11 protein-coding genes are annotated in these 14641 nt (G+C 66.1%); all 11 read left to right on the top strand.

Annotation, left to right across the window (positions count from 1 at the left end; genetic code table 11):
- Window positions 1-703 (top strand): aminotransferase class III-fold pyridoxal phosphate-dependent enzyme (locus LPZ50_RS11910; RefSeq protein WP_230661651.1); only part of this gene is annotated, 703 nt, incomplete at its 5' end.
- Between the two features lie 4 nt (window positions 704-707).
- Complete coding sequence (locus LPZ50_RS11905) at window positions 708-2195, top strand: CoA-acylating methylmalonate-semialdehyde dehydrogenase (RefSeq protein WP_230661649.1); 1488 nt, start codon at window positions 708-710, stop codon at window positions 2193-2195.
- Between the two features lie 255 nt (window positions 2196-2450).
- Window positions 2451-3962, top strand: coding sequence for a M81 family metallopeptidase (locus LPZ50_RS11900; RefSeq protein WP_230661647.1), 1512 nt, complete (start codon window positions 2451-2453; stop codon window positions 3960-3962).
- 79 nt (window positions 3963-4041) lie between these two features.
- On the top strand, window positions 4042-5607 hold the full coding sequence (locus LPZ50_RS11895; protein WP_230661645.1) for an ABC transporter substrate-binding protein: 1566 nt from the start codon (window positions 4042-4044) through the stop codon (window positions 5605-5607).
- A gap of 24 nt (window positions 5608-5631) precedes the next feature.
- Window positions 5632-6573 carry an ABC transporter permease gene (locus LPZ50_RS11890; protein WP_230661643.1) on the top strand — a complete coding sequence of 314 codons (942 nt, stop codon included), beginning with the start codon at window positions 5632-5634 and terminating at the stop codon, window positions 6571-6573.
- Between the two features lie 2 nt (window positions 6574-6575).
- The gene (locus LPZ50_RS11885) at window positions 6576-7475 is read left to right on the top strand and encodes an ABC transporter permease (RefSeq protein WP_230661641.1); all 900 of its coding nucleotides are present in this window, start codon (window positions 6576-6578) and stop codon (window positions 7473-7475) included.
- A gap of 3 nt (window positions 7476-7478) precedes the next feature.
- Entirely contained in the window at window positions 7479-9176 is a 1698-nt protein-coding gene (locus tag LPZ50_RS11880; RefSeq protein ID WP_230661639.1) for an ABC transporter ATP-binding protein, read from the top strand.
- Window positions 9177-9250: 74 nt separating this feature from the next.
- Window positions 9251-10726, top strand: a complete 1476-nt coding sequence (locus LPZ50_RS11875) for a M81 family metallopeptidase (RefSeq protein WP_230661637.1) — start codon at window positions 9251-9253, stop codon at window positions 10724-10726.
- A gap of 152 nt (window positions 10727-10878) precedes the next feature.
- Complete coding sequence (locus LPZ50_RS11870) at window positions 10879-12801, top strand: DUF945 family protein (RefSeq protein WP_230661634.1); 1923 nt, start codon at window positions 10879-10881, stop codon at window positions 12799-12801.
- A gap of 150 nt (window positions 12802-12951) precedes the next feature.
- A complete protein-coding gene (locus LPZ50_RS11865; protein WP_230661632.1) occupies window positions 12952-13968 on the top strand; it encodes an NAD(P)-dependent oxidoreductase in 1017 nt (338 codons plus the stop codon).
- 6 nt (window positions 13969-13974) lie between these two features.
- Window positions 13975-14641: Crp/Fnr family transcriptional regulator (locus tag LPZ50_RS11860; RefSeq protein WP_230661630.1), on the top strand; the 667-nt coding region annotated here is incomplete at its 3' end.

Raw genomic sequence — 14641 nt, 5'->3', positions numbered from 1 at the left:
GCTGCACGATCCATCCACCATCGCGGCCGTCATTGTCGAACCCATGGCTGGCTCGACCGGCGTGCTGGTACCGCCCAAGGGTTATCTGGAACGTCTGCGCGAAATCACGTCCAAGTACGGCATCCTGCTGATTTTCGATGAGGTCATCACCGGCTATGGCCGCCTGGGCGCCGCCACCGCCAGCGAGTTCTTCGGCGTAACGCCCGACCTGATCACCATGGCCAAGGGCATCAGCAACGCCGCCGTGCCCGCGGGCGCCGTGGCCGTCAAACGCGAGGTGCACGATGCCGTGCTCAACGGCGCGCAGGCGGGTATCGAGTTCTTCCACGGCTACACCTATTCGGCCCACCCGCTGGCCGCCGCGGCCATCCTGGCCACGCTGAACCTGTACCAGCGCGACCAGCTGTTCACGCGCGCGCGCACGCTGTCGGCCGCCTTCGAAAAGGCTGCCCACACGCTGGAAGACGCGCCCAACGTGATCGACGTGCGCAACATCGGCCTGGTGGCCGGCATCGAGCTGTCGCCGCGCGAGGGCGCACCGGGCGCGCGCGCCGCCGAGGCATTCCAGAAGTGCTTCGATACCGGCCTGATGGTGCGCTACACCGGCGACACACTGGCGGTCTCGCCTCCCCTCATCATCGAAGAATCGCAAATCGCCGAGATGTTCCAGCAAATCGGCAAGGTACTCAAGGAAATCGCCTGACATCATGAAAAAACTTTCGCATTTCATCAACGGCCAGGCTTGCGAAGGCCGCGGCGGCCGCTACGCCGAAGGGTTCAACCCGGCCACCGGCGAAGTGGCCAGCTCGATCCCGCTGGCCTCGCCCGATGATGTCGATGCCGCGGTCGCGGCGGCCCGGACGGCGTTTCCCGCCTGGTCGGAAACGCCGGCGCTCAAGCGCGCCCGCATCCTGTTCAACTTCAAGGCGCTGCTCGACCAGCATCAGGATGAACTGGCGGCGCTGATCACCGCCGAACACGGCAAGGTGTTCTCCGACGCCAAGGGCGAAGTGGTGCGCGGCATCGAGGTCGTGGAATTCGCCTGCGCCGCGCCGCAACTGCTGAAGGGCCAATACACCGACCAGATCGGCGGCGGCATCGACAACTGGAGCATGCGCCAGCCGCTGGGGGTGGTGGCCGGCATCACGCCATTCAATTTCCCCATGATGGTGCCCTGCTGGATGTTCCCGGTGGCCCTGGCCTGCGGCAACACCTTCGTGCTCAAGCCTTCGGAACGCGACCCCTCGGTGTCGCTGCGCCTGGCCGAATTGCTGAAAGAGGCCGGCCTGCCCGATGGCGTGTTCAATGTGGTGCATGGCGACAAGCAATCGGTGGACGCGCTGATCGCCCATCCAGACGTCGAGGCCCTGTCGTTCGTGGGGTCCACGCCCATTGCCGAATACATCTATGCCGAAGGCACGCGCCGCGGCAAACGGGTGCAGGCGCTGGGCGGGGCCAAGAACCACATGGTGGTCATGCCCGACGCCGACATGGGCCAGGTCACCGACGCCCTGATGGGCGCGGCCTACGGATCGGCCGGCGAACGCTGCATGGCCATCTCGGTGGCGGTCGCGGTGGGCGACGTAGCCGACACGCTCATCGAGCGCCTGGCGCCGCGCGTAAAAGCCCTGGTGGTGAAAAACGGCATGGAAGCCGATGCCGAAATGGGCCCGCTGGTAACGGCGCAGCATCGCGCCAAGGTGGTGGGCTATATCGAGGACGGCGCGGCCAGCGGGGCGAAGCTGGTCGTCGATGGGCGCGAGCGGCGCTTCGAAGGCCAGGGTTTTTTCCTGGGCGGCACGCTGTTCGACCAGGTCACGCCGGAAATGAATATTTACCGCGAAGAGATCTTCGGACCGGTGCTGTGCGTCGTGCGGGTGCCCGACTTCGCGGCGGCGGTGGAACTGATCAACGCGCACGAATTCGGCAACGGCGTGGCCTGCTTTACGTCCGACGGCGGCGTGGCACGGGCCTTCGCGCGCCAGATCAAGGTGGGCATGGTGGGCATCAACGTGCCTATTCCCGTGCCCATGGCCTGGCACTCCTTTGGCGGCTGGAAGCGTTCGCTGTTCGGCGACCACCACGCGTATGGCGAGGAAGGCGTACGGTTCTACACGCGCTACAAGAGCGTCATGCAGCGCTGGCCGGACAGTATCGCCAAGGGCGCGGAGTTCACCATGCCCGTGGCGAAATAGGCCCGCCGATATTGTTCTTGCGGTGCAGGGGTCAGTTCTAAAGGCGCCGGAAGGCGTCCTGTCGAAATGACCCATGCGCGCCTCGGTATCTGACGCCCCCGCCGGGGAGCCAGATACCCGCCTTCGGGCCTCGAATGTGCCCGCGCGCCTTTCCCGCGGGCTTCGCCTTATTGCCCAACGCGCATTTCTTCAGCAGAATCCTCCTATCCGGGTTTCATTCATGTGAACGCACGGCCCTTCAGGAGGACCACTCCGATGCGCATCGGGATAGGCGGGTTCCAGCACGAAACCAATACCTTCGCGCCCTCGCGCGCCACCTGGGAAGAATTTGCTGACAAAGGCGGAGGCTGGCCCAAGCTGGTGTCGGGCCCTGCCATGTTCGACGCCGTGGCGGGCGCCAACATTCCTGTGGCCGGTTTCATCGACGCCCTGCGCGAACATACCCTCATACCCACCACCTGGGCGGCGGCCAGCCCGTCGGGCCACGTCACCCGCGACGCCTATGAACGCATCAGCGGCATGATCCTCGACGGCCTGAGCGCGGCCCTGCCGCTGGACGGCGTGTACCTGGACCTGCACGGCGCCATGGTGGCCGAACATCTCGATGACGGGGAAGGCGAACTGCTGCGCCGCGTGCGCGCGCTGGTGGGCCCGTCCATTCCCATCGTGGCCAGCCTGGACCTGCACGCCAACGTAACGCGCGCCATGGTGGCGCACGCCGACAGCCTGGTCTGTTATCGCACCTACCCTCACATCGACATGGCCGACACCGGGCTGCGCGCCGCGCAACTGCTCGACCGCCGCCTGCACGGCATGCCGCGCCCGTACGTCGCGCTGCGCAGCATCCCCTACCTGATCTCGCTGTGCTGGCAGTCCACCGATATCGAACCCTCGCGCAGCCTGTACAAGCTGCTGGAAGACCTGGAATCGCGCGATACCGCCATCAGCCTGTCGTTCGCCACCGGTTTTCCGGCGGCCGATTTCCCGGAATGCGCCCCCACGGTATGGGCTTACAGCGACAACCAGGACGACGCCGACGCCACGGCCGACGCCATGGCGCGCGCCGTCCTGAATGCCGAGGCCGACTTCGGCGGCAAGATCCTCACCCCCGACGAAGCCGTGCAAGCCGCCATGGCCTTGGCGCGCAACAGCCGCAAGCCCGTCGTCATCGCCGACGTGCAAGACAATCCCGGCGCGGGCGGCAGTTCCGACACCACCGGCATATTGCGCGCCCTGCTGCGGCAGGACACCGCCGATGCCGCCATCGGCCTGATCGTCGACCCGGCCGCCGCGCTTGCCGCGCACCAGGCCGGTGCGGGCAATAGCGTTCGGATCGCGCTGGGCGGACACTCGGGTATACCCGATGACGAACCGCTGGTCGCCGAATACCTGGTCGAGAAAATCTCCGACGGGCGCTTCGACACTCACGGCGCGTTCTACCGCGGCTTCCACATGGACCTCGGCCCCAGCGCCTGCCTGCGCCTGGGCGGCGTGCGCATCGTGGTGGCGTCCAACAAGGTCCAGATGGCCGACCAGGAAATGTTCAGGTTCGCCGGCATCGAGCCCACCCGCCAGGCCATCCTGGTGCTGAAAAGCTCGGCCCATTTCCGGGCCGACTTCACCGATATCGCGCAGACCATCCTGGTTTGCGCGGCGCCCGGGTCGATGCTGATGGATGCCGCGCGGCAACCATGGACACGGCTGCGCCACGGCATCAGAATGGCACCTTGCGGCCCGGCTTTCTCGGCCCGCCCGGCCAGCGCCTGAACTTGTTGCGCCGCGGCGGGCGGCGCATCGACACCACGGCGGCTCCGCCGCCCTCCCATCGACTGAAAGGGGAATTTTCATGCTGAAGCTTGTTCGTGCGGCCATTCTGGCCGGTGCAGCGCTCTTGGCAGCGGGCGGCGCGCACGCAGAAACCGTCATCCGGGCGGTCATGCATTCACCGCTGCGCCTGACCGACCCCCATGCCACTACCGCCTACATCACCACCTGGCATGGCTACATGATCTACGACACCTTGCTGGCCACCGATGCCAACAACAAGGTGCAACCCCAGATGCTCGAAAAGTGGGATGTCTCCGACGACGGCAAGACATACACCATGACGCTGCGGCCCGGCTTGAAGTGGCATGACGGCCAGCCGGTCAAGGCCGAAGACTGCGTGGCGTCGATCAAGCGCTGGGCGGCCGGCGACGGCATGGGGCGCACCCTGCTGAAGTTCGTGTCCAGCATCGACGTGGTAGACGACAAGACCTTCCGCATCGTCATGACCGAACCCACCGACCTGGCCCTGCGCGCCTTGTCCAAGCCCACGGGCACCGCGCCCTTCATGATGCCCAAGCGCATCGCCGATGTTCCGGTTGGCAAGCCCATTACCGAAATGATCGGTTCCGGGCCGTTCAAGATCACCGAGTTCAAGCCCGGCGTCACCACCGTCTACGTCAAGAACACCGACTACGTGCCGCGCAAGGAACCCGCCAGCGGGCTGGCCGGCGGCAAGGTCGTCAACGTGGACAAGGTCGTCTGGAACGTCATGCCCGACGCGCTGACCACGGCCAACGCGCTCATGGGCGGCGAAATCGACTACGTCGAGCAGTTCCCCTACGACCTGCTTCCCATGCTTGATGGCAATACCGATTTCAAGGTTGAATCGCTCAGCCCGGTCGGCTACTTCACGATGTACCGCTTCAACTTCAAGTACCCGCCTTTCAACAACAAGAAAATCCGCCAGGCCGCCATGTATGCCATCGGCCAGGAAGACGTACTGAAGGCCCTGGTCGGCAACCCCGACTACTACCAGATCTGCGCGTCGCTGTGGGGCTGCGGCACGCCCTTTGAAAGCGATATCGGCAAGGACATGGTGGTGCCCTCGAATATCGACAAGGCCAAGGCCTTGCTGAAGGAAGCCGGCTACGACAACACCCCCATCCTGGTCATGCACACCACCGACGTCGGCACCATCAGCCCGCAGGCGGTGGTCATGGCCCAGGCCTTGCGCAAGGCCGGCTTCAACGTCAACCTGGCCGCCATGGACTGGCAAAGCGTGGTGGCGCGCCGCGCCTCCAAGGCCGCGCCCGATGCCGGCGGCTGGAATGTGCACAACACCAACTGGTACGCCACCGACATCATGGACCCGGTACGCTCGGCCCCCGCTTCGGCCAACGGCGACCAGGCCTGGTTTGGCTGGCCCGACTTCCCCGAGATCGAAGCCCTGCGCACCAAGTTCGCCCTGACGTCCGACCCGGCCGAACAGAAGAAAATCGCCGACGAGGTGCAACGCATCGGCATCGACGAGGGCCTGTACGTGCCCCTGGGCCAGATGTCTGTTCCCACGGCCTATTCGGTCAAGCTCAGCGGGCTGGTGCACGCGCCCATCATGGCGTTCTGGAACGTCAAGAAAGCGCCCTGACGCCTCGCCCGGGAAACCTCACCGATGCTGGCTTTCATCCTGCGCCGACTATTGGCCACCATACCCGTGCTGTTCCTGGTGGCCGTGGTCGTCTTCGCCATCCTGCGCCTCAGCCCCGGCGACCCCGCCGTCATCATGGCGGGGGATGGCGCCACCCCTGAACGCATCGTGCAGATCCGCCAGGTGATGGGGCTGGACCAACCCCTGGTCAAGCAGTTCTTTCTCTGGAGCGGCAGATTGGTGCAAGGCGATTTCGGCACTTCGCTGATGTCCGGCGTGCCGGTGCGCCAGCTGATTATGCAGCGCCTGGAACCGTCGCTCAGCCTGGCGGTATTGACGCTGGTGTTCACGCTGGTGGTTGCCATACCGCTGGGCATTCTCGCGGCGTGGCGCCAGGGCCGGCTGCTCGACCGCATCGTCATGGGCTTTTCGGTGCTGGGATTCTCGGTGCCAGTGTTCGTTACCGGCTACCTGCTGATCTGGGCGTTCGCCATCGAACTCAACTGGTTCAAGATCCAGGGCTACACACCGCTGTCCAACGGCTTCTGGCCCTTTCTGCACCGCCTGATCCTGCCCTCGCTGGCCCTGTCCACCATCTACGTGGCGCTGATCGCCCGCATCACGCGCACCAGCGTCATCGAGGTCATGGGCGAAGACTTCATCCGCACCGCGCGCGCCAAGGGCCTGGGCGAAACCGGGGTGCTGCTGGGGCATGCGCTGCGCAACGCGGCGGTGCCTATCGCCACGGTGGTGGGCGTGGGCATCGCCCTGCTCATCAGCGGCGTGGTGGTCACCGAATCCGTGTTCAACATTCCGGGGCTGGGCCGCCTGGTGGTCGAAGCCGTGCTGGCGCGCGATTACCCCGTCATCCAGGGGCTGACACTGTTCTTCGCCTTCGTGTATGTCTTTATCAATCTGGTCGTCGATTGCGCCTACACGCTGTTCGACCCGCGCATCAGGTACTGACCATGGTCCCGCAATCAGACGCCATCGCCCCGCCCGCCGACGCGCCACGCATCGACCCGCGCAGCACCGCATGGCGCCGCGTGCGGCATACCTTGAAAAGCTGGCCGGTGATGCTGGCGCTGGTGGCGCTGCTGCTCATCGTGGCGGCCGCCCTGCTGGCCCCCTGGCTGGGTACGGTCAACCCCACCGCGCTGGATCCGGGAAACCGGCTCAAGCAGCCCTTCACCGGCTTCCTGCTCGGCACCGACGCATTCGGACGCGACCTCTGGTCGCGCGTGGTGTACGGCGCGCGCGTATCGCTCATCGCCGGCCTGGGCGCCGCCGTCATCAGCGTGGCCGTCGGCCTGGCCATCGGCCTGGTTGCAGGCTGGTTCCGTTCGCTGGACGGCTTCATCATGCGCGTCATGGACGCCATCATGGCCATTCCCGGCATCCTGCTGGCCATTGCCCTGGTGTCCGTGGCGGGCGCCAGCCTGACCACCGTGCTGGTGGCCATCACCATTCCCGAGATTCCCCGCGTGGTGCGGCTGGTGCGCGGGCAGATTCTCAGCGTGCGCGGCGAGCCCTATGTCGAGGCCGCGCTGGCGCTGGGCACACCCCTGCCGCTGCTGCTGTGGCGCCACATGGTGCCCAGCACCATCGCCCCGCTGACCGTACAGGGCACCTACGTCTTCGCGTCGGCCATGCTCACCGAGGCCATTCTCAGCTTCCTTGGGGCCGGCGTCCCGCCTGAAATCCCGTCGTGGGGCAACATCATGTCCGAAGGCCGCATGTATTTCCGCATGCTGCCTGGGCTGATCCTGTTCCCCGGCCTGCTGCTGTCCATGACGGTGCTCAGCGTCAACATCCTTGGCGATGCCTTGCGCGATGCGCTCGACCCCAAAATGGTGCGCCGGATCTGACCCATGTCCTATTCTCCCCACCCTCCCGCTGGCGACACCACCGATGCCGTGCTGGCGATACGCAACCTGTCGGTCGAGGTTGCCGGTGCCGGCAACCGCGTGGTGCGCAACCTCAGCCTGGACGTCCATGCCGGCGAAACCGTTTGCGTCGTGGGCGAATCCGGTTCCGGCAAGTCCGTCAGCTCGCTGGCCGTGATGGGCTTGCTGCCACCCGGAATCCTGCAACCCAGCGGCGCCGTGCGCGTCGAAGGCGAAGACATCATCACCGCCACGCCGCGCCGCCTGCGCGACCTGCGCGCCACCCGCATGGCCATGGTGTTCCAGGAGCCCATGACGGCGCTGAACCCCGTGCACACCGTGGGCCGCCAGGTCGACGAAGTATTGCGCCTGCATCGGCGCATGCCGCGCGCGCAGCGGCGCGCCAAGGTGCTGGACATGTTCCGCTCGGTGCACCTGCCGGATGTCGAACGTATCTACGATTCCTACCCGCACCAGTTGTCGGGCGGCCAGCGCCAGCGCATTGTCATCGCCATGGCGCTCATCCTGGAACCCCGCCTGCTGATCGCCGACGAGCCCACCACGGCGCTGGACGTCACCACGCAGAAGCAGATCCTGGCGCTGATCAAGGAACTGCAGGTCCGGCACCGCACCGCCGTGCTGTTCATCACGCACGACTTCGGCGTGGTGGCCGAGATCGCCGACCGCATCGTGGTGATGAACCGCGGCGACCTGATCGAAAGCGGCACTCGCGACGAGATCCTGGCGCGGCCCCGGCATGTCTACACGCGCCGCCTGGTGTCATCGGTGCCCAGCCTGGTTCCGGTTCGGCGCGATGCCCCCGCCGGTGAACCGGTGCTGCGCGTGCGGGGCCTGGGCCGCACCTACACCGACAAGCGCTCCATCTTCACCGCGGCGCGTTCGGTGCATGCGGCCAGCGACGTCAGCCTTACCCTGCGCAAGGGCGAGATCCTGGGAATCGTGGGCGAATCCGGCTCGGGCAAGTCCACCGTGGCGCGCTGCATCCTGCGCCTGATCGAACCGTCGGCCGGCAGCATGCTGATCGGGGGCGACGATATCTCCAACCTGTCCGGCACGGCACTGCGCCCGGTGCGCCGCCGCATCCAGATCGTGTTCCAGGACCCCTACCGTTCGCTCAACCCGCGCCGCAAGGTGGGCGATTCCATCATTGAAGGACTGCTGAATTTCGGCGAATCGCGCGAACGCGCACTGGCCCGCGCCGTCGACACGCTGCGCGTGGTGGGGCTGGATGCCGACGCCATGCAGCGCTATCCGCACCAGTTCTCGGGCGGCCAGCGGCAGCGCATCTGCATTGCCCGCGCACTGGTCATGGAACCCGAAGTGCTGGTGGCCGACGAAGCGGTATCCGCGCTGGACGTCTCGGTGCAGGCCCAGGTTCTGGAACTGCTGGAACAGATCCGCCAGCGCACCGGCGTAGGAGTCTTGTTCATCACGCACGACCTGCGCGTGGCCGCCCAGATCTGCGACACCATCATGGTGATGCAGCGCGGACAGGTCGTGGAAACCGGCACGGCCGAAATCGTGCTGACCCACCCCTCGCACGACTACACCCGCAGCCTGATCGACGCCGCGCCGGGCCGCGGCTGGGATTTCCGCAACTTCCGGCCATTGAATGAGGCTCACCCCCGAAGCGCTACGCGCTTTCCACCTCGCGGCTTGTAAGCCGCTCGGATTCGCGGCGTCCCCGACTGAACCGCACCCATTTTCGCAATCGAACTCATCTGGAGCACGACATCATGCGTTGGCTGTTGGCGATGATCAAGCATGAAACCAATACCTTTTCCCCGGTGCCCACGCCCATGGAACGTTTCTTCCGCGGCAGCCCGGAGATCCTGGCGGGCGAGCGCGCCATCCGCGCTTATGAAAACACCGACAGCGGCCTGGGCGGCTATATCGAGGTGGCCCGGCGCGAGGGCGCCGACATCGTCGTGCCCGTGGCCGCCGAATCGTGGCCCAGCGCGCCCACCGACGCGCGCACCTACGATCGCCTGTGCACCCTGGTGCTCGACGAAGTGCGCCGCGGAGGCTACGACGCCATCCTGCTCGACCTGCACGGCGCCATGGTGGCCGAGGGCATCGAAGATGCCGAAGGCCACTTGCTGCGGCGCCTGCGCGACATCGACCCCGACACCCCGGTGGGGGTGACACTGGACATGCATGCCAATATCTACGACGACATCGTGCGGCATGCCACCGTCATCACCGGGTTCCATACCTACCCGCACGTGGACATTCGCGCGGCGGGGGTACGCGCCGCCGATACCATCGCCCGCGCGCTGAAGGGCGAAATCCGCCCGGTCATGACCTGGGCCAACAAGCCCATGCTGCCGCACATCATGTGCCAGGGCACGCATGCCGAACCCAACAAATCCCTGCAAGAACGCTGCGCGGCCCTGGAGTCGCAAGGAGTCCTGGCCGCGTCGGTCTTCGTGGGGTTCCCCCATGCCGATATCCGCGAAGCCGGCCTCAGCGCCGTCATCTGCACCGACGGCGACTTGCCCGCGGCCGAACAGCATCGGGACGAATTGCTGGACGCCGCCTGGAAGGGCCGCGAGCAATGGGTGTTCCACTGCGAACCCCTGGCCCCCGCCATCACCCGCGCCAAGGCTATCCAGCAAGGGCCGGTCATCCTGCTGGACCACTTCGACAACACTGGTTCGGGCGGCACCATGGACACCACGGTGGTGCTGGCGGAAATCCTGCGGCAGGAACTCGACAACGTGGCGTTCTATGCCCTGTGCGATCCGCAAGCGGCCCGCCAGGCGGCCGCCGCGGGCGTGGGGGCCGACATTACCCTGGCGCTGGGCGGCAAAGTGCCGATGCCGGCCCTGAAAGAGCCCAGCCAGCCGTTATCGGTGGCCGGACGGGTCAAGCTGGTGTTCGACGGCGTATATCTGAACCGCGGCCCCATGTACCGCGGCGTGCGCAACGATACGGGGCTGACCGTGGTGTTCGACACGGGCAAGGTGCAGATCGTGATCGTGTCCCGCCACCAGGAGCCCTTTGACATCAACTGCCTGCTTTCCGCCGGTATCGACCCCCTGCAGATGCGCTATGTGGCCTTGAAAAGCCGGGTGCACTGGCGCGCCGGCTTTGCCGGCATGGCCACCGAGATCATTCCTTGCACGGGGCTGGGCGTCACCACGTCGGACTACGGCCAGGTGGAATTCAAGCACGTGCGCCGTCCCATCTACCCGCTGGATCCGCTATGAATTGCGATTAGCCATACCCTGAAACACTTCGGTACGCCGCCACGCCCACGAGCCCGCGGCGCATCGCTATACTGCCGCGGGCAATTGCCCCAGCCCGGCAGGAAACGCGGTGCCATGCCGGGCCGAATCCACAACTGAAGTCGGACGAAACGATGAAAAAAGCAGTGGGGATCACGGTAGGCGTGGTCGCGGTAGTGGCAGCGGGTTGGCTGGGCGGCACCTGGTACACGGGCAAGCGTATCCAGGATGAATCGCCCGCCCGCCTGGCCGAAGTCAACCAGCGGCTGGCCGACGCCTTTGTCGGCATGGGTTTCGGCGTGGAAATCCAACAACTGGCCTACGAACGCGGCTTCTTCGCCAGCCAGGCGCGCTACGGCGTTTCGCTGATCAAGACCCCCGACTCCCCCGACGACCTGCCCGAAGGCACGGCGGAATTCACCGCCCAGGTCGAACACGGCCCCTTCCCCAAGGGTGCGGTCATGCGGGGCAAACTGCTGCCCAAGCTGGCGTTCGTGCACGCCGAACTGGCCGCCACCGAAGACGTCAAATCCTTGTTCGACCTGACGCAGGGCGCAACGCCGTTCAGCAGCGACACAGTCGTGTCGTACAACGGCGACAGCACCGGCACCGCGGACGTGGCCCCCTTCAAGTTGCAGAAGGAAGGCAAGGCCGTGGATTTCAGCGGCGCGCATGCCGAAGGCCAGTACACCCAGTCCACGCGCAACTCTACTGCCCGGGTCGTGGTCGGGCATATCAACCTGGACGCCACCCAGACCGACGCGGTCAAGCTGGCCGCCCGGAACATCACCATGGACGTCGATACCCGCCAGGGCCAGTTCGGCTTCGGCATCGGCAGTTCCAGCGCCAAAGTGGAACAGCTGGACATCGAAAGCCTGGACGCCGGCACCAAGGTCAACCTGAAAGGCCTGGGCTATACCGCGCACCTGGGGGAAAGCGGCGCCAACCTCAACCTGGAAACGGGCTACTCGGTGGAACAACTGAACGTCAACGGGATGGACTTCGGCAAGGGCAGCGCCATGCTGAAGCTCGACCGCGTCGACGGCCAGGCCATTGCCGGCCTGACCAAGCTGCACAACGAAGTCCTCACCGAAATGAGCCAGGGCAAGACCAGCGACGAGGCCCTCACCGACGAACGTCGCCAGGTCCTGGCGCAATATGGCAAGCAAGTCCTGGCGGGCAACCCCTCGCTGCGGCTCGACCCGGTAGCCTGGCAGACGCCCAAGGGCGAAAGCCGCCTGACACTGGCGCTGGATCTCACCGCCCCGCCCGGACTGGACGCCGACACGGCCACCGCCGACCAGGCCAGCGCGCTCGTCCAGCAGGCCATCAAGCTGCTGGACATCAAGGTGTCGCTGTCCAAGCCCATGGTCCAGGGTATGTCGTCGCAACTGATGCAGGCCCAGGGCCTCAGCGCCGAACAATCGGCGGCGCAGGCGGGCGAGCAGGTCGCCACCCTGGCTGGCCTGGCCGAGATGCTGGGCCTGGGCAAAAGCGAAGGCGACAATCTGGTCAGTTCGCTGCATTATGCCGACGGGGCGGCCACGCTCAACGGCCAGCCGGTGCCCATCGACCAATTGTTCGGCGACCTGTTTGGCGCCATGGGCACCGACGAGCAAGGCATGGCGCCCATGGGTAGCGAGCCAGCCGATCCCCTGACTCCGGCCCGGGTTGGCGAAGCGCTGGGCACGCTGGGCCTGGACTTCTCCAGCCCCGCACCCGGGGGCGGCACGGTATTCAACGTGCAACTGCCCGAAGGCAGCGGCGCCGGCTCCATGCAACTGGATCTGCCGGGCTGCGAAGGGCGCGCGGCCTGCCCCCAGCTGCTGTTCAGCACCAATATCGCCACTCGCCAGCCCGTGCCCGCCGACGTGCTGCAAGCCTGGAACGACCAGAGCGACTGGACATACGCATCGGCGGCGGACGGCAACGGCGTCACACTGGAGATGGACGTCGATTACACCCAGGATTCGGCTGACGACCTCGAAGAAATGATCGCCGCATTCATACAGGAAACGTCTGATTTCGCCGATGCCGTAAACAACCCGGCTCAGTAGCTAGCGCGCCATTACGCGCCGGTATGATTTATCGCAAACTTCCATTGATCTAACGCGCATTCCCGCCGGGCACAGGCCCGTAAACTGCGGGAATTGCGCGTCATGGCCGGCCATACCGGCTCGGCCTCCAGGCCGCGCCGGGCCTGCCTCATGGAATTCCTTCCCCTGTTTCACGCTTTGCATGGCCGTGCCGTTCTGCTGGTGGGCGGCGGCGAAGTCGCCTTGCGCAAGGCACGCCTGCTGTACAGCGCCGGGGCCCGCCTGCGCATCGTGGCGCCCCGCGTCCTGCCGGCGCTGCAGCCGCTGGCCACCGAACTTCACCAACGCCCCTACACCAATGCCGACCTCGATGGCATCGCGCTGGCCGTTGCCGCCACGAACCTGCGCCCCCTGAACGCCGCGGTGTCCGCGCAGGCCCAGTCGCGCGGCATCCCGGTCAATGTGGTCGATGCCCCCGACCTATGCAGCGTGGTGTTCCCCGCCGTGGTCGACCGTTCCCCCCTGACCATCGCCGTCAGCAGCGGTGGCCAGGCCCCCGTGCTGGCCCGGCTGGTACGCGCCAGGCTGGAAACCTGGCTGCCCGCGCGCTATGGCGACCTGGCCGGCCTGGCGGGGCGGTTCCGCGCGGCGGTGCAGGCCCGGCGGCCCCGCCTGCAGCAACGCCGCATCTTCTGGGAAGAAACCTTCCAGGGCCCCGTCGCCGAAGCCGTATTCGCGGGAAACATGCCATTGGCGCAGCGCCTGCTGGAACAACAGCTCGCCAACGCCGCGCCGCCCGCCGCGGGCCAGGTCTATTGGGTGGATGCCTGTGCCGGCGACCCCGACCTGCTCACTTTCCGCGCGCTGCGCCTGATGCAGCAAGCCGAACGGGTGCTGCATGACCCAGGCGTGGCCCCGGCCATCCTGGCCCTGTGCCGCCGCGACGCCGATCTTGCGCCGCTGAATAGCGGCTCCGCGCCGGCCCTGGCACTGCAACTGGCAAAGTTCGCCCAGCAAGGCAGACGCGTCCTGGTGCTCAGAGCCGGCGACTCGCCAGCGGCCTTGCACGCGGCCGCCATCGACGCGCTGGCCGCACGCGGCATTCCTTACCAAGTCGTGCCCGGCGTGCCGTGCATGCCCACGCCAGGCGCCACCGGCTCAGGCTGCCTGCACCACCCTCCCCCTTGATCCATCATGCAGCTCCACCGCGTCCACCACCAGATTCTCCGCAGCCATCATCTTTTCGAACCGCTAAGTGAAACGCAGCTGGATACACTGCTGCAAACTGCCCGCCTGCTCAACGTAGACAAGGGAGCCAAGCTGTTCCACCAGGGCGAGCCGGCCCATGCGTTCTACTTCGTAATTTCCGGCACGGTCAAGATCTTCCGCGTAACGCCCGACGGCCAGGAAAAAGTGTTCGATGTCATCGGCAACCGCCAGACCTTCGCCGAAGCCATGATGCTGATGGATACGCCCAATTACATCGCGTCGGCCCAGGCCATCGCGGCGTCGCAGCTGTACCGCTTCTCGAACAGTACCTATATGGAATTGCTGCACAACAACAGCAATCTCACCTTTGCCTTGCTTGCCAAGCTGTGCATACGCCTGCACCAGCGCATCAACGAAATCGAAACCCTGTCACTGAAGAATGCCACGCATCGCGTGGTGCGCTATCTGCTGACCCAGCTGGCGCGCCAGCCCAACGGCAACAGCTTCCAGCTGCCCATGGCCAAGCGGCTGGTGGCGGGCCACCTGTCCATCCAGCCCGAGACCTTCTCGCGCATCATCCGCCACCTGGTCGATGAAGGGGTCATCACCCAGCAAGGCAGCCGGGTTTGCGTGCTGAATGTCCAGCGCCTGG

The sequence above is a fragment of the Bordetella petrii genome (genome assembly GCF_020991325.1).
Taxonomy (GTDB): domain Bacteria; phylum Pseudomonadota; class Gammaproteobacteria; order Burkholderiales; family Burkholderiaceae_B; genus Bordetella_A; species Bordetella_A petrii_E.
This window is presented reverse-complemented; position numbering and strand designations above follow the sequence as displayed.